Source organism: Streptomyces spiramyceticus, assembly GCF_028807635.1.
GTDB lineage: Bacteria > Actinomycetota > Actinomycetes > Streptomycetales > Streptomycetaceae > Streptomyces > Streptomyces spiramyceticus.
In genome coordinates this window covers 1123621-1140353 of record NZ_JARBAX010000002.1, presented here as the reverse complement: position 1 = coordinate 1140353, position 16733 = coordinate 1123621, and the positions used below count along the sequence as shown (strand labels likewise).

Sequence of the window (16733 nt, the reverse complement as noted above, 5' to 3'; positions counted from 1 at the left end):
GATCACTCCTCCGGGAAGTCCTCGCGCAGTTTGGTGAGCGTCTCGCGCTGAGCCTGGCTGATCTCCTTGAGCAGCGGCTGCTCGGCCGGGTGGTCCCGGCGTGCCTCGGCGGCCAGGCGTCCGAGGAGTCGCAGCATCTCCCGGATTTCGTCCGAAGTACGCAGCAGGGCCAGACGGTTGCGGCATTCGCGCAGGTCGATCCGCAAGTCGTAGGGATCGCGCAGGATCCGGCCGGGCGTATCGACGGGGACACCGTGGTCGGCGACGATGCGGCGCAGCGACTGCTCGTCCCTCGGGTCCGTCCACAGCCGTGTCAGGACGGCCAGGTCCGAGATCTCCGCCCGCAGCCGGCCCGCCAGCAGCGCGGACGCGGCGAACGCCTTCTGTGCCTTGACGGCGCGGCGGTCGGAGAAGGCGATGCCCTCGGCGCGCAGTGCCCGCACGATACGGGCGTACGGATCGCGTACGGCACTCAGGTCGATGTCGGCCAGCGCCTGCTGCAGCACGGCGAGATCCGCGAGCGGGAAGGCCACCTGGGAGCGGTCTGTTCCGGCGACCTTGACGGGGGACTTGACGGGTGCCTTGCCGAACTGGCCGTCGACCAGGGCCGGATCGGTGCGGATCTGCTGCTGTTCCGCCTGCCAGCCCAGTCCCAGCACCTCTTCGACCTCGTCGTCCGCGACGTAGTCGAGGCGGCAGCGGAACAGGAAGCGGTCGCTGAACGCGGCGAGGACCGGGTCGTCGGGGATCTCGTTCGACGACCCGAGCAGCGTGATCAGCCGGCCGTGGATGGTCTTGCTGCCGGTGAAGAAGTTTCGCTCGTTGACCAGGGTCAGCAGGGTGTTGAGGATGGCCGAGCTGCCCTGGAAGACCTCGTCGAGGAAGGCGATACGGGCCTCGGGGAGCATGCCGGAGGTGTTCACCTCGTACACGCTCTGGTCCTGGAACTTCCGCAGGTCGATGGGCCCGAAGAGCTCGGCGGGCTCGGTGAACCGGGTGAGCAGGTAGGTGAAGGGTGATGTGTCGAGGATGCGGCAGTACCGCTCGATCAGCCGGGTCTTGGCGGTTCCCGGTGGCCCGATCAGCAGGGCGTGTTCGCGGCACAGCGTGGCCAGCGCCAGCAGGTCGACCACTTCGTCGCGCTCGACGAATCCCTGTTTCACCTCTTCCAGGCGCGTGGCGAAGGTGCGTGCCAGCAGCCGGGTCCTGTCGTGCCTCGTCGGCGTCGCGTTGCTCACGGTGTCGTGCCGTCCCCTCGGTCGAGCGGTGCTGCCCCGGCGGGGGCTGTACGGGCCGACTGGCGGCCCGCGAGAACGATCATGGCGGCGCGCTGGGAGCGCTGTGCCGCGTTCGCGGCCGCGCTCCGGCCGGTCTGCTGCTGGGCTCGGTCGAGGTCCCGCTGCTGTCGCGCCCTGCGGAGTTCGCCGACGAGTTCGCCGAGGCGGCGGGCGCCGGGGACGCCTCGTCCGCCGACGAGCTGCTCGGCGCGGGCGTCGCGGAACACCGAGCGGATCTCGTCGCCGTTCATCCCGTCCGTCGCCGTGGCGATCCGCTTCAGCAGCCCCGGCCGTACGGCCACCCCGAAGTGCTTCGCATGGACCTCGGCGATGGCGGTACGGGCCGAATGGTCCGGGAGGTCGATCTTGATGGGGCGGAACCGGCTGGGGCGCAGGAGCGCGTCGTCGATCAGGTCGATCCTGTTGGTGGTGCCGATGATCAGAACCGGCACTTCGGGCCGGAATCCGTCGAGTTCGGTGAGGAGCTGGGCCACGACGGCGTTGCCCGCACGGCTGCCTCCGTCGTCGCGGCCGGTGCGCTGGGCGGCGATGGAGTCGAACTCGTCGAAGACGATGACCGCGGGCGCGTTGCGCCGTGCCTCGGCGAAAAGGTCCCGTACCTTGCGCTCGCTCTCCCCCACGTACATGTCCGTGATCTCCGGACCGGAGACGACAAGGATCGTCGCGCCGAGTTTGCTGGCCACCGCCTTCGCGAACAAGGTCTTTCCGGTGCCGGGCGGGCCGTGGAAGATGAAGCCGCGCGGGACGAGATCGTGGCGCAGGTGTTCGGGCAGGTCGGCCGCGCCGCCGACGATGTCCAGCGCCCGCTGCAGCTCGTCCTTGACCAACTTGTAGCCGCCGATGGCCGACAGCGGCACGTCGGGCACCTCGAAGGCGCTCGACGTACGGGCCTTGAAGATTCGAAGCTCCTGAAGGAGGTCGGCGAACGTCGGCCGGCGCCCCGACTCCTGATCGCCGTCGGGGCCGGCGTGGTGGTGGTAGGCGAAGCGCACGGCGTGCCGGAGCCGGACGGCGTTCATACCCGCCACGTACTTGTAGAGCCCGGCCGGGTCGAACCCGGAGAACAGCTCCGCCTCGGCTTCCGTGATCAGCGCCTGCCCGAGCGGCACACGCTCGCTGTCGGCGGTGACCACTTCGCGCGGCAGGATGTCCAGCGCGAGCCGGACACCGAAACGGCCCGCGAGCACCTCGGGCACGACCAGGGACGGGTCGGTGAAGGCCAGCAGGACGCGTTCGCTGCGCTCGTAGAGCACATCGGTCAGCTCCCGGGCCTCGGCGGTCAGCGCGGCGTCGCTGCCGCCCGCCAGCAGGTCGAGGTGGGGTACGACCACGACGTCCTCGGGCGGGGCGTCGGTGACGGCGGTGTGCAGCAGGGCGAGCAGTTCGGCCCGGCGGCCGGGGCCGAAGCCACCGGGCGCCGCGGCGGCGTCCGCGACGCTCTCGGCGAGCCGTACGGTCTGCTGGGGGCGCCCGGACCGTCCGGCTATCTCGGCGGCCAGGTGCTCCACGAGGAGCTTCTCGCAGCGGATGAGTACCGACAGGCCGCTTTCCAAGTAGGCGGCGGCGCGGCTGATTTCGACGTCGTGGGCGATGAGGACGGCCTCGCGCTCGCTCAGCCGCTTGGGATGCGCGTTCGCCGCTGCGACCGTGCGGTCCTGCGGTTTCTGCACCGGGTCGGGAGCACTCGCCTCCCCGTCACCCGCGGGCTCGTCGTCGGCCGCCTGTCCGGACAGCGCGCCGAGCCGGACACCGGGCGGCAGATAGAGCGGGGTGCCGGGCGCGGGCGGATGGTCGAGTACGTCGACGAGCACGCGGCTCAGGGGGAGCCGCAGGTGGTCGTCGACGAGTTCGGTCAGCGACAAGGCGGGGAATTCTTCGAGGAGTTGGCCGAGGGTGAGGTCCGGGTCGTCCACCGGAGCCATCAGGCAGCGGTCCCGCAGTGCCTGGGGTGTGGTGGACGCGAAGACGAGGCGGCGCTTGGACATGGGAACCACTCCTCTCAGCCGGTTGCGGGCAGATTCAGCCGGTAGCGGCGTACGAGCTCGACGGCCGGCTGGTGCCCGGCCAGCAGGGGCCGGGTCGCCGGCAGACCGGGGTGCCGTCGGGCCAGGTCCGCGAGCGGCGCCCAGAACCGGACGGTGGCGAGCGTGAGTTCGTCGGGCAGTGCGCGGACCGCGAGGCGCCGCCGCGCCGCGCGTACCTGGTGATCCCACTCTGTTCCGTACCGCAGGCGGGCGGCGAGATAGGTGTCCAGTACGACCTCCGGGTAGTCGGCGGAGAGGCGGGCCAGCAGCTGGGACCGCCAGTCCAGCACCGGCGCGTGACCGTGCCAGGCGGCGAGTCCGTTGCACAGGAGGCGGCGTCCTGCCGGGCGGGTGACGAGTGCGGAAGCCGTACGAACGGCGCCGGTGGCGCCCCGGGAGAGCGGCCCGGCCGCGGGGCGGTACAGCACTGCGGACAGCGGGGAGGCGTCCAGCAGTACCTCGCCGATGCGCAATTCGTTCTCTTCGGCCTCGGCACGGCCCATCGCCACCGCTCCTTGCGGGGCGGCCTGCTTTCCCTCGAAGCGCGGTACGCCGCTCAGGAAGGGAGCGACGACGGCATGGCGGGCGAGAGCGTCGGACCAGCCGCCGCCCCGCTCCGACAGGCTTCGGGGCGGCAGCGCCTCGGCGACCGCGCACGCGGACTCCGGTTCCATCCGGCCGCCGATCGCCGCCGCGAGCAGTACGCCACCGGCGCTTGCCGGTTCCGGGTCGCCGAGCGGTGGCCGGCCCGCGCCGTGGCGTGCCGCGAAGTGGCGGATGAGCTCCGCCAGGGCCGTACGTACGTCCGCGCCGGGGTCGATGAGGCCGGAGGTGTGCTGGAGGGGACCGCCGGGCGGCTGGCCCGTCCCTTCAACCGCCCAGCGCAGCACTCGCAGGGCGGTGGTCAGGGCGTTCACGGCTCCCTCACCCAGTAGGGGGCGGTGGTCATCGTGTCGGCCCCGTTTCGGCGGTAGAGGCGCAGTACGCGCGACGCCTGGTCGATGTTGACGAGGGCCGCCACCTGCCACGGGCGGTGGAAGGTGGTGGTGTGCAGGTCTACGTCGGCCGACGAGAGCCCGAAGCGGTCCGTGGCCGGGAACAGGTGCGTGTGGTACCAGCCGACGAGGCTCTCGCCCCTGGCCCGTGCGGCGAGCGATTCACCGATCCTGAGGTAGCTCTCGCCGGTGAAGGTGAAGTGCAGGAGGGAGGCGCCGGTGCGTTCGGCGGGGATCGCCACGGTCACCTCCACCAGGTGGCCGTCCGGGTGTTCGGCGTTGCGGTGGACGTGCCCCGCGAGGAATCCGCCCTCCTCGACCTCGCGCGAGAACGGCCGCGCGCCGGTCAGTGCCCCGTGCACGCGTGAGTGGAGGACCACCGCGACCGGTTCGGACACTGCCTCCACGGTGGGTTCGGCGATGCCGAGTTCCTGGAGGGTCGCGACGGGCGGCTCCGGTTCCGGCACTTCCTCGATGCCGAAGAGGCGTCGCCTGGGTCCGCCGACGGCGATCTCGACCCGGTTGGCGGCCATGGGTTTCGGCCGGACGAGGGCGACCTTCTCCAGCCCGGGCCCGCGGATCCCGAAGCCCCAGTGCGTCTCCTCCGGGAGCCTCTCACCCAGGAGTTCCTGCAGGGGCCTGCCGACGATTTCGCGCAACGCGTGCGGGTGCTGGTAGAGCACGGTGTCCCCGCGGACGATCCGCACCTGGACGTAACCGTGGCTGCCCCTGAGGTTGATGACGGAGGGCGTGCCCCGGACCGGCGCGCGGTCGGTGAGGGGCAGGAAGGACAGCTCGATCGTGGCTCCCTCCAGCGACTGGCCGACCATGGGCTCCAGGACGCTGCGCAGAAGGGGCAGCAACGGCAGCCGCCCGGCCCTTACGTAGTCGTCAGTGCGGAAGAGTTCCACGTCGATGCCCGCCGGGGTACTCATCGGCCGTCGACGGGTTCGACGAGGTTGGGGTAGCGGGGTGAGTCCCGGAGGGTGGGAGCGGCGACGCTGCCGTTGATGGCGCTGATCCGGTCCTGGTGCTCTTCGACCCATTGCGCCGCGGTGCGGTCGTAGAAGTTTCCGCGGACCCGGGGATTGCCGTCGGGACCGAGCTCGCCGGTCGGCTCGAACAGCGAGTAGTTCCGGAAGCCCGCCATGTCGACGAGCATCTGGCACAGCGTTCCGAAGCTGAGTGACGGCTGGTACGACTCGGCGAGCAGCCCGAGGCACACCAGGCCCTTGCTCTGCGCGTAGGCGCGCGACTGTTCGCAGTCGTAGTTCGGGAAGACGTTGGGGTGGAAGACGGGGGTCAGCCAGTAGACCTCGGGGGCCGTCTCCGGGAATTCCGGGCCGAGTTGGATCAGTACGACATGGTGCGTGATCTCGGACGGTTCGCCGCCGGGGGAGGTGGGCGGGCCGAAGCTCAACTGCTCGAATTCCACCTCGAATTCGGTGGGCAGCAGCGCCGAGTCCGCGCTGACGCCGAATCCTGGGTGGCTTTCGGCGTAGGCGACGATCTGGTTGCGCACCCGGTAGAGGGCGTCCTGCCGGTCGAGGGGGTTGACCGCCCCGGCCGTGGTCTCGAAGCCGACCCGCATACGGTCCCCGTCCTGGACGCCCGACTCGTGGAGGGTGGCGTCGGGGTCCAGGCGGCGGCCCTGGCCGTCAGCCTGCACATGGTCGATGACGGTGGAACGGGTGGCGTCGGTGAATCCCGGGCCGTACTGGTCCACGACTTCGGCCGCGACGTCGCTGTTCGCCTGCTGGGCCGGTGCGTCGATGAGCCGGAACTGCCGGCCGTCCGGGCCTTCGACGAAGAGCTGGTGCAGCAGGTAGTCGGGCTGTCCCGGTGCGACGACGGTCCAGCCGAACAGGGTGTCCCGTAACCCTTCCCGTACGACATCGGGCTGGTCGGAGTCGACGCGGAAGGAGACGGCGTGGGCGGTCGACCAGACCTCTCTGGGACGCAGGCCCAGCGCGGTGAGGGCGGTCGCCGCTCGCCGGCGGTCGTTCTCGGAGTCCGCGCGGACGATCACGTGGCACATGGGCTCGGCCTGGGGCGCGGCCGCCGCCGCGGCTGGGGCGGTGGGCGCGACGGCGGGCTGCGGCACAGGTTGTGGAGCGGGCACTGGAGCGGGAGCCGGAGCGCCGGCGACCGGCGGGAGGATGCCGTACGTACGGGCGAGGTCCACCAGGGTCTCGTTGGCGCTGTACACGCGGACCGCGATGGTGATCAGCTGCCGGTAGGGGGACGCCACGACCCCGTTGCTGAGGTCGACGAAGATTTCCGTCCATGTCTCTTCGGGCTTCGCGCCGACGAAGTTGGGGCGCCGTCCGCGGGGGAATCCGATGCGGTCGAGGATTCCGGCCGCCTCTTTGTCGGTTCCGTAAATGCTCGCCAGTACCTCCAGCAGCCGGTAGCGGTCCTCCCTGCTGATGGGGATCTCCGGCTGCGGCGCCGGGCCTGCCGCGTCCCGGGGCTCAGGCGGGCCGTTCAGGAACTCAGCTGATGCCATGTGTACTCCCCCCTCGGCTGCCGGACGGGCAGGATCTCCTGAGGGGGTACTCCGAGCTCGGTCAGTCGGGCGTCCGGAGCGGCATCCCTGAGGCGATTACTGAACCGCGGTCGCCGCAGGCGGCCGCACTGGTCACATCGTGAGAACGGCGTGTCGGCCACTGCCCGGTCGCCGACGGTTTCAGCGTAGCCCTGGCAGGCCCGGCAGCGTACGGGAAGTGGAAACTGCGACCACGTGAGTGGCTCGCCACCGGGCAGTACGGCGGTCAACTCCCCTGCGGTGGCACGGTGATTGAGCGCGCAGGGCGTGATGTCGCCCTGAATCGGACGGTGGTGCGGGCAGTCGCGTGCGCGGGTCATCGCGACGGGCGCCGTGCGGCCCGTCAGGGATTCGATGCGCAGCATGCGGTACGGGGGCGGGGTGCCGAGGACGCTGCGCAGCGCGGCCTGTGTCATCCAGGCGGCGACCAGGGCGGTCGTACCGATGGATGTGCCGAGCGGGCCGGCCGTCGTGTCGTCGAGGCAGCTCCACGGGACGTCGGCGCTGCTTCGCTGGTGCGCGGTCAGTGTGCAGCCGTAACAGGCTTCCTGTGTGTCGAGCCGCAGGCGTATCTCCCCTTCCCAGGGGCCGGTCGCGCCGTCCACGAGCGGTGCTTCGACGAGTGCGCACCGGCCCAGCAGGCGCATGCGGGAGCGCAGGCTGTCCAGGCAGCCCAGCACCACGTCGGCCGCGGCGAGTTCGCCCAGTCCCACGCCTGCGGCGAGGTCGCGCACCCGGGGCTCGACGACGACGGTGGCGGACAGGCGTCGCAGGGCTTCTGCGGCGGCTTCCGTCTTGGGCCGCCCGACATCGTCGGGGCCGAAGAGGACGGAACGGCTCAGGTTGGTGGTCTCCACGGTGTCGGGGTCGCAGAGGACCAGCCTGCCGATCCCGGCCAGGGCCAGGTTCTTGGCCGCCTCGTTCCCCAGCGCGCCGAGGCCGACGACGACGGCCGTGGCCCCGGCGAACGTATCGGGATCCCATCCCGGCACGAGCCGCTCGCGTGCGAACCGGTCCTCCCCCGTCATCGGCCGCTACTCCTGTACGGCGACGAGCTTGACGGGGCAGATCTTCAGCCGGCCCTCGGGCCGCCAGCTCTCCCAGCAGACCAGCCCGGCGGCAGGATCCCGGTGGACGGCCGCGCCGCATGCGGGGCGGCCCGGGGAGCAGGGACAGAGCACCACGTGTTCTCCGGCGCGGAAGGTGTGTGCGCAGTACAGGCAGCGGGGCGGCCTGGCCCCATGGACGGCGGGGCGGGCCACCTGCCAGTCGTCCGCCGTCAGCGGGGCGACCGGCACGCCGTCGACCGGCGGCCAGGTGGCCAGCACTCCCGCCGCGAATTCGGTGGAGGCTGTGGAGTCTGCGGAGTGGCCGCCAGGCCCCTTCGACTCCTCTCCCTCCTCTCCGGGTCCGGCCGCGCAGGCCAGGGCCGGGTCGAGGTGGGCCACGTCGTCCAGGGCCACGCCACTGCCCGCCGCTCCCCCGCCGCCCACGCGCACCGGGTCGCCGCGCCGAAAGCTCTGGCCGCACGTCGAGCACAGCCGGTGGTTCCACGGGGAGGAGACGTGCGTGACGGCCGTTTCACCGGTCCGGCCGGTTTCCTCCTGCGGGTCGAGGCCCGCTGCCATGCCCGCTTCGAAGGCGCGGTCCGCCAGGGCGTCGTCATCGTCGTCGGCTACCCGCACAGCATCTGCTCCATCGGGCCTTCACCGAGCGCGTCGAGTACGTCTTCCACGGCGCGGGGCCGCAGCGCGTCGCCGATCACCTCGATCCCGGATTCGGTGACGCGGATGCGGACGCGGACGAGATTTCCGTGCGGGTGGTCCGCGTATTCTTCCGGCCCTATGAGATCGGGGATCGCCTCGGTGAATACGGTGAAGACATGGCCCGTGGTCACTGTTGTGTCTCCCACCTTCCTGGAACCGCCGCCCGGCACGAGGGGCAGCCGCCGTCGGCAAGCTTGTTGTCGAGTGTCTCCCAGATGCCCCGCTCCACGACGGTGAACGCACAGTGCGGACAGCGGGTGTTGCGGCCCTCCGCTCCCAACGCCCGCTCCACGTACACGAAGCGCAGCCCCTCCTCGGCCCCCGCGCGCCGGGCATCCTCCAGCGCGGACGGCGCCGTGGGGTCCTCGGCGCTCATCCGGAAGTCCGGTGTGAAGCGGAGCAGATGCCATGGAAGGTCGGGGTCGATGGCCGCCAACAAGCCTGCGATCGCCCGCAGTTGCCCAGGATCTGCGGAAGTACCGGGGATCAGCGGCGTACTCACCTCCACCCACACACCGGCCGCCCTGAACCGCTCCACCGCGGCCAGTACGGGTGCGAGCGGCGCACCCGTGAGCCGCTGGTGCGGGGCCTCCTCGGCAGCCTTTACGTCGATGTTCACCGCGTCGATCGCCGGCGCGACGAGGTCGACGGCCCGGGGCGTCAGGAATCCGTTGCTCTTCCACATCACCGGTACGCCCAGAGGCCGGGCGTACTCCGCGAGCGCGAGGGTGAGTTCCGGGGCGAGGGAAGGCTCGGCGTACGAGAGCGCAAGGCCGGCGCCCTGCGCGTGCGCCAGGGCCGCCAGCTCGTCCGGGCGGGCGGGCTCCCCGGTCCACGGTGCGTCTTCCTCGCGGCCGTACTGCGACAACCGGTGGTTGACGCAGTAGTCGCACCTGAAGCTGCAGCCGGGCCCGGCCACGGTCAGGACCTTGCTGCCGGGCCCGAAGTGGTAGAAGGGCTTGCGCTCGATTGCGTCGAGATGGGCCACGGAGGCGGTGAACGTCGCGGTTTCCAGCCGGCCGCCGTTGTTGCGGCGCACCTGGCAGTAGCCGCGCTGCCCGTCCCGTATCCGGCAGCGGTACGGGCACAGTTCGCATCGCACGTCGGTCCCCGCCGCCGGCTCACCGAGGAGCGCGGGGCGCCAGTGCGGCCGGGCCGCTCGTACGGTGGTCATGACGGACCGTCTCCCGTCAGCAGCAGACGCACGGCGTCCGTGAGCCGGCGCCCGGTGGCGTCGGGCGGCAGGTGGACGTGGTGGCTCTCGGGCGGGCGGGCCCGGGGCAGATCGTCGTACAGGTGCGTGGTGGCGAGCCGCAGGCGCGGGCCCGCCACGAGTGTGTGGTCGCGGACGAGGTGGTGGAGGGCCAGCAGTACGGTCGGCATCCCGGTGGACGCCGCCGTGTTCAGCGCGGCGTCAAGATCCGGCGGCTCCAGCGTGCGCGAGGTCCACAGCATGGCCAGGTCGGCGGGGCGGGAGACGGGGCGGAGCAGGTCGGGCCGGTCGAGCCCGACGAACGCGGCATGACGCCCGTGGCACCACAGCGTCGTGGCGAGGAGATGCGCGAGCGAGCGCAGGACGACTTCGGGCGGTCCGAAGGTCGGCGGGCTGGTGTCCAGCACCAGGGTCACCGGCTCCGGGGCCCATTGGGCGGCGGAGCTGTGGAGGCGGTAGAGGAGTTCGTGGCGCGCGTAGCGGAGGGTCAACAGGCGGTTGGGGAGCGCCAGTTGACTGGGGAGCATCTGGGTGATCCGGCCCGTGCGGGAGATGCCGCCCGAGCCGGGTGCGTGGACGGTCGTGCCCGCGTGCTGGGCCGCCGTCGATGCGGCGCCGGTGAGGAGCTGGAGTCTGCGGAGGTCCACGGAGGGCATGGCCGGGGCCTGTTGCGCCATGCGCAGGGGGAGTACCGGGTCGTCGGCGACAGCTTCGGGTCCGATGACGGCGAGCAGGGCGGCCGTACGCCCGGTGACCGCGTCCGCCGCTGCCCTGAGCGCGGCCAGTGGGGGCTCGCGGTCGGGCACGCGGGAAGGTGCCCCGATGAGGGCGCGGCGCAGTGCGTCCGACAGTTCGCGGGGGCCGTGGCCGGGTGGCGGGACGGTGTCCGGCTCGGAAAGACCCGCCGCCAGCAGACCGGCGAGCCCTACCCGGGCCGGCGCGGGCCATTCCAGGTCGCGCAGGATCCGTACTCCCGGGTGGTCGGCGAGGCTTCTGATCCGTTCGTCCAGCAGCGGCGCGGTGGCCGGTCCGCTCAGGGTGACCAGGTCGTCGAGCAGGCCGAGCGGCGGACACACCCCGCTCGCGGCCAGACGCACCAGACCCCTGCACACGGTCGCCGGGAGCGGTCGGGGCTGTACGGTCGCCTCCTGATCGGTGGCCTCGGTGCTCGATAAGGTCCCGGAGGCGGCCAGAAGGCCGTCGAGCTCCAGTTCCCAGATGCGCGAGCCCGTCTCCCCTGCGGCGTACAGCCAGATGCTGCCCTGGGGCAGGAGCAGCCAGCCGACCATGCTGCCCACGTCGAAGGGCGGTACTCCGTGAGCGGTGAGGCCGTCGAACTCGTGGAGGACAGAGCCCGTCTGCCAGCTCCAGATGCGCACCGTGCCGTCGCTGTGGCCACTGGCGAGGATGTTCAGGCCGTTCGGACCGACCGTCCAGGCCACGGAGTCGACGCGCCCGGGACAGGGCGGGCACGTCACCAGGAGGGTGCCTGTCAGCCCGTTCCAGACACAGATCCTTCCGTCGTCGTGACCGCTTGCGAGCAGCGCCGATCCGTTGGGGAGCATGCCCCAGGCCACCGCCCAGACCGGGCCGGGGGCGGCGTCCATCTCATGGACGAGTTCCAGGGCGGGATCGTTGAAGCCCCACACGAGGACACGGCCGTCCCGGTGGCCGGTCGCCACCAGATTGGCACCGTCCGGCTGTACCTCGCTCAGCTCGACCGACGAAGTGGCCTGCAGGCCGAACAGAACGTGGGTACTGCTGCCTGGCTCTCTCTCGGCCAGGTCCCAGATGACGACGTTGTCCGGTCCCCCGGCGGTCAGCAGCAGGGCACCGTCCCGCCCCGTGGTCAGCTTTGCCGATTCGAGGGAGAAGTTCGCCTCATAAGAATCCTTCCGGTAACCGGCTCCGATGTCGTGCAGGTACACGTTGTTGCCGCCGCCGCTCGTGGCGAGCACGGGGTTGCCGTGGCCCGGGTCCGCCCACCCGATGGGCCACTCCAGCGGTTCGAGGGAAAACCGGTCCAGCGGCTCCACGCCAAGACCGGTGCTTCCGCCCTGCGTGAGGACGAACACCCTCGGCGGCGGCCCTCCGACGTTCGAGACGGGGGCGACGGCGCTCGCCGCGCCAACCGGAAGTCCGTCCATGACCGCCAGACAGAGTCGGCTGTACGAGCGCAGGGTGTCCGGAGTCCGGTCCCTCACCCCGCCGAGCGAGCCGCTTCCCGGAGCCGTCCGGGTTCCCGGCGCGACGGCGGCAGGGACCGTACGCCCGTCCTTGCCCACCGATCGTGCGTGGGCCGCCGCCCACTCGCGCAGGGCATCGCTCACAGATTCATCACCAGGCTGACCGGGTCCGACATCTCTTCCCGATACCGCCGCAGAATTCCACCCAGCTCGAATACGCCCGCAAGCGCACCGGCGGCTATCGGCGCTGGTCACGGCTCACCGTGGCCACCTGGCCCGAGGTGGAGTGGCGGATGGGCGAGCGGATCAGCCGCCGCTGGTTCCGGCCCGTCCCCGCCGTCGACTCCGCGGTACTGCGACTGGAACGGCGACCGGTGCCGCTGATCCCACCCGGTCTGATGCACGACTTCCGGGACCTGGTGGAGACCGGGTTCACGGGAAAGGGCGGTTCGCTGGACGCCTCGCTGCGCCGGCGCTTCCCGGCCCGGCGGGTGGCCGCCGGGTTCCGCAGGGCCCGCCTGGAGCAGGGCGTGGTCGTCGCCTACGTCACCCCGGGCCAATGGATCACACTCTTCGAGGAACTCCACGGGCGCTGACGCACACCGGTGCGGGGCGCGCCCGAGGGCGCGCCCCGCACCGGTCGTCCCGCGTCGGCTACGGAGTGCCGGACGGGGCGGGTTCGGACCTGGGTGTCGAGCCGGCGTCCGGGGACCGCCGCGGCCGTCCCAGGGTTCGCATGACCGGCTTCTCCACGAAGAAGTGCAGGAACGCCGACAGCCCCAGCGCCAGCGTGAAGGCGAGCAGGGTCAGCCCGACGGCGGCCGGTGTGTCCCACTGCCGGTAATAGCCCTGCTTCCCGCCGGCGAAGCGGTGCCCGTACTGGATGATCAGGTAGTGCACGAGGTAGAAGGCGAAGGTGAGTTCCCCCAGCAGCACCATCGTCCTGGTCCCCAGCCAGGAGCGGACGCCGCGCACATCACCGACGGCCACCGAGGCGAGCAGCAGCGCGATCACCGGGACGGTCAACGCGCCGGGGTCGTAGTGGTTCGGCACCGCGAACGTCACCGCGAACACCGCTGAGAACAGCGCGACGCAGGCCAGGGGACGCGGGCCCCTCCAGCGTCCCCGGATCACGATCTGGGCCATGAGCATCCCGAGCACGAACTCCAGCAGCCGCACCGGCGGGAACATGTAGATGAACCACCACCGCAGCTGCGGCATGTCCGGGTCCCACGGCAGGGGCGGGCTGGCCGGCAGCAGCAGTGCGACCAGGGGGATGGAGACGGCGGCCACGGACACCGCGGCGGCCCACCGCCAGAGCCGGTCCGTACGGACCTTGGTGAAGAAGGCGAAGAGGAACGGGAACATGGCGTAGAAGAACAGCTCGCAGGAGAGCGACCACGCCACCGGGTTCATGCTGCCGTACTCGTGGTGGTCGGGGAACCATGCCTGGATCAGCAGCAGGTTCGTGAGCAGTCCGTCCCACACCGATCGGCCCATGTTGGGCTCGTTGAGGGCCAGCACGATCAGCAGCGTCACCAGCAGCACGGGCAGGTGCAGCGAGTACGCGCGGACCGTGCGCCGCCGCCAGAAGTTCACCTTGGACTTGTCGGGCAGACCCGCCCAGGTGAGGACGAAACCGCTGAGCATGAAGAAGAACGAGACCGTCAGCGGGCCCAGCCGGTTCAGCGGGAACTGCAGCGCGGAATTGATCTCGGTGTTCTTGAAGAACGGCTGTGTCGATATATGGGAGGTGAATACCAGTAGAGCGGAGATGAAACGCATCCCGCCGAGCGCGGGAAGATGTTTCGGCAGGGGCATGGGTGACCTCGCGGCGGACGGGTGGGTGGGAGCAGATGTCTAAGGCACCGCGCGGCCGCCGGGCAAGGCGTATCTGACAAAGAGTGTGAGCCGCCGCGCGACAGTGGTGTGTTCCCACCGCTGCACGGCCGGCGACGGTGGTTTCGTCACCGGGCGACGCGGATTTAATCATCCGGAAACACGGACGACGGTTCTTCGCGGCGGTGTGACGCGAGGTGTGCGGGAAGAATTGTGTGGCCTCGGCACCTGGATTTACGGAACGAATTAACTGAGGCTGGCCAGCAGGTCTTTTCCAGTGGATCAAGCGGCTTGTGAGGGTCATAGTGCACAGTATTCCGTGTGGCTCAAAACCGTCGGCCTCCATGTGGGACACCGGTGTCCATGACGACTTCGATACGCACATCTCCGAGACCTGCTCGGAGCTGTTCAGTTCGCTGCGCCGGGCCGACCAGCGCAAGAGGGGCGAACAGTACGTCCGTGGTCTGCTCACCGCTCAGGGACGCAAGACCGCCCGCAACCTCGCCGCGTTCGTCGGTGAAGGCGCCGCGGACCAGAACCTCCACCACTTCGTGGCCGGATCCACCTGGGACTGGCGCTCCGTGCGTGCCGCGCTGGCCCGCTACGCCGACCAGACGGTACGCGGGGACGCGTGGGTGATCCGCCCCATGGTGGTCTACAAGGCAGGGGGACGGTCGGTCGGCGTGGGCCGGCGCTTCGTACCCGACCTGGGGCGGGTGGTCAGCTGTCAGCAGAGCTACGGGCTCTGGCTCGCCTCCGACGCCATGTCGGCACCGGTGAACTGGCATCTGACGCTGGGCGGCGGACCGGGCGACCGTCACGATCGGCAGCTGAGCGCGTACGGCGAGGAGGAGAAGCTCGTCGACCTGGTGGCGGAACTCACGCGCTCGAACCGGGTGTTGGCGCGTCCGGTGGTGATGGACGCGCGGATCGCCACGCTGCCCCGGCTGGTTCGGGCGCTGTCCGCGGCTGATCAATCGTTTCTCTTAAGGGTGAGCGGCGATCTTCCGCTCGCCCTCGCCGGCAGCCGGGGCCAACTGGACAGGCGCGCGCAGGTCTGGCCCGCCCAGCACCTCATGGAACAGCTCAAGCGGCTCAGGCGCCCTGTGGAGTGGCAGGGCTCCATCAGCTTCGTCGCCCCGTGCAACGTGGTGCTGACCGATCAGCTGCCGCAGCGCACGCTCCTGCTGTTCGGGGTGTGGCGCGCCAACCGCAGGCGACCCGCGGACCTGTGGCTCACCGACCTCACGTCCTGGAACCGCGGCGCACTGCTGCGGCTGGCCATGCTGACCTGCCGCGTGGACGCCGACTTCGCCCGCGTCAGCCTGGGCGTCGGCATCCGCGACTTCGAGGGCCGCTCCTTCCAGGGCTGGCACCGTCACGTGACACTGGCCTCGATAGCCCACGCCCTACGCCTTTCCTGCACCGACACCGCCCGCACCCCCACGGCCCCGGCCCTGTCCCGCTGACGGTGAGGTCACGGGGCGCCTCGGACGAGGTAGTTGAGCACCTGCTCGCCCAACAGCTCCTCGACACCCCGCCCGGGCGGGCCGGCGTGCTACGCCGGCTACGTGGCCGCTTTGCCGGGCAGCCCCGCTCGTGGAGCGGGGCTGCCCGGGCTGCCGCGCGCCCCACGGCGCGCACCCCTGCCCGCGGGCAAGCCTGCTGCGGGTCGGGGAGGCGAGGACTGTCAAGGTCGATATCCCCTCGGAATCCTTCTCACAGGTGATCGAGAGGTGCAGCAAGTGATAGACGGCGCTGTCCGCTTCACCCTCCACGAACGCCTGGAGCTCCGCGTCATGGGCAACAGCCTTGGCATCCAACGGAACGGAGACCGGGCCGCCCAGCAGGATGCGGCCCCCGAGCGGAGGCGGCGGCGCCGGATCGCCGGGCCCGCGTACGGGTCCGTCGGCCTTCAGGCTGAGCTCTCGTTGGGGTAACTCCGGGAGAACGACATCGATCACAGCGACAGCCCCTCAGTCCCGCTGATGGTCGTCAAAGAGTAGCCAAACGCCCGCCGCTTGTGGGCTGTTGATGCGATACGGGGGCAGTCAGCGCAGCAGCAGCTGAAGAGCACCCAGTACGGTCGCGCCGATCACGAGCTGTTCGAAGAGCCGCTGGTTGATCCGGCCCAGGCATTTGCGGCCGAGGTACGCGCCCGGGACGACAAAGAGCACCAGGGCGGCGTCCAGCAGCAGCGACTGCCGGTCGATCAGGCCGAGACCCGCACTGAACGGCACCTTGGAGGTGTTGACGATCAGGAAGAACCACGCGGACGTTCCCAGGAAGCCGAGCTTCCGGAAGCCTGCGGAGAGCAGATAGAGCGACATGACGGGGCCGCCCGCGTTGGCAACCATGGTGGTGAAACCGCCGAGTACCCCGTACGAACGGGCCTTCAGCCGGCCACCGCGCGCCTCGGCACCCGACGCCCGGGTCAGCTCTTCAACCAACTCGTCTTCGGCAGGCACGCGCCGCCGCCACAACGTCACACCGGCCATCAGCAGCAAGATCGCCCCGATAGACCTGCGTACGGCGTCGTCGTCGGCCCACAGCATGAACACCGCGCCCACCACCACACCCGCGGCAACGGCGGGGAACAGTCGCAGCAGCGTCGGCCAGTGGGCGTGCCGCCGGTAGACGAGTACGGCGATCAGGTCCCCGGCGATGAGAATGGGCAGCAGCACGCCGGTCGACTCGCGGGCCGGCAGTACGGCCGCGAAGACGGCGAGGCTGATCGTATTGGCGCCGCTGACGGCGGTTTTCGAGAAGCCGACGAGCGCGGATGCGGCGGCCAGCGCCACGAATTCCCAGAGGGTGATGGTGTCCATGCTGGTAGCCGACGCTACAGCCAAGAACACCCCACC

The 16733-nt window shown here is 70.7% G+C and carries 15 protein-coding genes; 3 read left to right on the top strand and 12 right to left on the bottom strand.

The window, feature by feature from the left end; all coding sequences use genetic code 11:
- Positions 1–2: 2 nt before the first annotated feature.
- From PXH83_RS28690 to PXH83_RS28645, 10 genes are read right to left on the bottom strand one after another with little or no spacing between them, the layout of a single operon-like run.
- Positions 3–1238: an AAA family ATPase gene (locus PXH83_RS28690; RefSeq protein ID WP_274564227.1), complete on the bottom strand. Its 1236-nt coding sequence runs from the start codon at positions 1236–1238 to the stop codon at positions 3–5.
- The gene (locus PXH83_RS28685) at positions 1235–3283 is read right to left on the bottom strand and encodes an ATP-binding protein (protein WP_274564225.1); all 2049 of its coding nucleotides are present in this window, start codon (positions 3281–3283) and stop codon (positions 1235–1237) included. The genes PXH83_RS28690 and PXH83_RS28685 overlap by 4 nt, the downstream gene beginning before the upstream one ends.
- A 14-nt stretch (positions 3284–3297) precedes the next feature.
- Positions 3298–4239, bottom strand: coding sequence for a hypothetical protein (locus PXH83_RS28680; RefSeq protein WP_274564223.1), 942 nt, complete (start codon positions 4237–4239; stop codon positions 3298–3300).
- The gene (locus PXH83_RS28675) at positions 4236–5252 is read right to left on the bottom strand and encodes a JAB N-terminal domain-containing protein (RefSeq protein ID WP_274564221.1); all 1017 of its coding nucleotides are present in this window, start codon (positions 5250–5252) and stop codon (positions 4236–4238) included. The genes PXH83_RS28680 and PXH83_RS28675 overlap by 4 nt, the downstream gene beginning before the upstream one ends.
- Entirely contained in the window at positions 5249–6826 is a 1578-nt protein-coding gene (locus tag PXH83_RS28670) for an effector-associated domain EAD1-containing protein (protein ID WP_274564219.1), read from the bottom strand. The genes PXH83_RS28675 and PXH83_RS28670 overlap by 4 nt, the downstream gene beginning before the upstream one ends.
- Entirely contained in the window at positions 6805–7893 is a 1089-nt protein-coding gene (locus PXH83_RS28665; protein ID WP_274564217.1) for a HesA/MoeB/ThiF family protein, read from the bottom strand. Before PXH83_RS28665 ends, PXH83_RS28670 begins: the two co-directional genes overlap by 22 nt.
- Before the next feature lie 6 nt (positions 7894–7899).
- Entirely contained in the window at positions 7900–8550 is a 651-nt protein-coding gene (locus PXH83_RS28660; RefSeq protein ID WP_274564215.1) for a hypothetical protein, read from the bottom strand.
- A complete protein-coding gene (locus tag PXH83_RS28655; RefSeq protein ID WP_274564214.1) occupies positions 8541–8762 on the bottom strand; it encodes a radical SAM-modified peptide, FtsH ternary system-associated in 222 nt (73 codons plus the stop codon). Before PXH83_RS28655 ends, PXH83_RS28660 begins: the two co-directional genes overlap by 10 nt.
- Entirely contained in the window at positions 8759–9805 is a 1047-nt protein-coding gene (gene amrS / locus PXH83_RS28650) for an AmmeMemoRadiSam system radical SAM enzyme (RefSeq protein WP_274564213.1), read from the bottom strand. The genes PXH83_RS28655 and amrS overlap by 4 nt, the downstream gene beginning before the upstream one ends.
- Positions 9802–12174 (bottom strand): WD40 repeat domain-containing protein, encoded by a 2373-nt coding sequence (locus PXH83_RS28645; protein WP_274564211.1) that lies wholly within the window; start codon positions 12172–12174, stop codon positions 9802–9804. Before PXH83_RS28645 ends, amrS begins: the two co-directional genes overlap by 4 nt.
- On the opposite strand from PXH83_RS28645, the gene PXH83_RS28640 reads away from it, so the two are divergent.
- On the top strand, positions 12135–12626 hold the full coding sequence (locus PXH83_RS28640; protein WP_274564210.1) for an rRNA adenine N-6-methyltransferase family protein: 492 nt from the start codon (positions 12135–12137) through the stop codon (positions 12624–12626). The two genes, PXH83_RS28645 and PXH83_RS28640, sit on opposite strands and share 40 nt — an antisense overlap.
- 58 nt (positions 12627–12684) lie before the next feature.
- Here PXH83_RS28640 and PXH83_RS28635 read toward each other — a convergent pair whose 3' ends face one another.
- The gene (locus PXH83_RS28635) at positions 12685–13851 is read right to left on the bottom strand and encodes an acyltransferase family protein (RefSeq protein WP_274564209.1); all 1167 of its coding nucleotides are present in this window, start codon (positions 13849–13851) and stop codon (positions 12685–12687) included.
- 362 nt (positions 13852–14213) lie between these two features.
- Here PXH83_RS28635 and PXH83_RS28630 point away from each other — a divergent pair, with 362 nt between their 5' ends.
- Together PXH83_RS28630 and PXH83_RS28625 are read left to right on the top strand one after the other, a co-directional pair.
- Positions 14214–15338: an IS701 family transposase gene (locus PXH83_RS28630; RefSeq protein ID WP_274564207.1), complete on the top strand. Its 1125-nt coding sequence runs from the start codon at positions 14214–14216 to the stop codon at positions 15336–15338.
- A gap of 267 nt (positions 15339–15605) precedes the next feature.
- Positions 15606–15809, top strand: a complete 204-nt coding sequence (locus PXH83_RS28625) for a hypothetical protein (RefSeq protein ID WP_274564205.1) — start codon at positions 15606–15608, stop codon at positions 15807–15809.
- 111 nt (positions 15810–15920) lie between these two features.
- Here PXH83_RS28625 and PXH83_RS28620 read toward each other — a convergent pair whose 3' ends face one another.
- Complete coding sequence (locus tag PXH83_RS28620; RefSeq protein WP_274564203.1) at positions 15921–16697, bottom strand: sulfite exporter TauE/SafE family protein; 777 nt, start codon at positions 16695–16697, stop codon at positions 15921–15923.
- Positions 16698–16733: the final 36 nt, after the last annotated feature.

What these genes read in the sequence shown, in the direction of transcription:
- PXH83_RS28620 (WP_274564203.1), bottom strand. Translation starts at nt 16,697, where the DNA reads ATGGACACCATCACCCTCTGGGAATTCGTGGCGCTGGCCGCCGCATCC.
- PXH83_RS28670 (WP_274564219.1), bottom strand. Translation starts at nt 6,826, where the DNA reads ATGGCATCAGCTGAGTTCCTGAACGGCCCGCCTGAGCCCCGGGACGCG.
- PXH83_RS28665 (WP_274564217.1), bottom strand. Translation starts at nt 7,893, where the DNA reads ATGACGGGGGAGGACCGGTTCGCACGCGAGCGGCTCGTGCCGGGATGG.
- PXH83_RS28635 (WP_274564209.1), bottom strand. Translation starts at nt 13,851, where the DNA reads ATGCCCCTGCCGAAACATCTTCCCGCGCTCGGCGGGATGCGTTTCATC.
- amrS (WP_274564213.1), bottom strand. Translation starts at nt 9,805, where the DNA reads ATGACCACCGTACGAGCGGCCCGGCCGCACTGGCGCCCCGCGCTCCTC.
- PXH83_RS28685 (WP_274564225.1), bottom strand. Translation starts at nt 3,283, where the DNA reads ATGTCCAAGCGCCGCCTCGTCTTCGCGTCCACCACACCCCAGGCACTG.
- PXH83_RS28630 (WP_274564207.1), top strand. Translation starts at nt 14,214, where the DNA reads ATGTGGGACACCGGTGTCCATGACGACTTCGATACGCACATCTCCGAG.
- PXH83_RS28675 (WP_274564221.1), bottom strand. Translation starts at nt 5,252, where the DNA reads ATGAGTACCCCGGCGGGCATCGACGTGGAACTCTTCCGCACTGACGAC.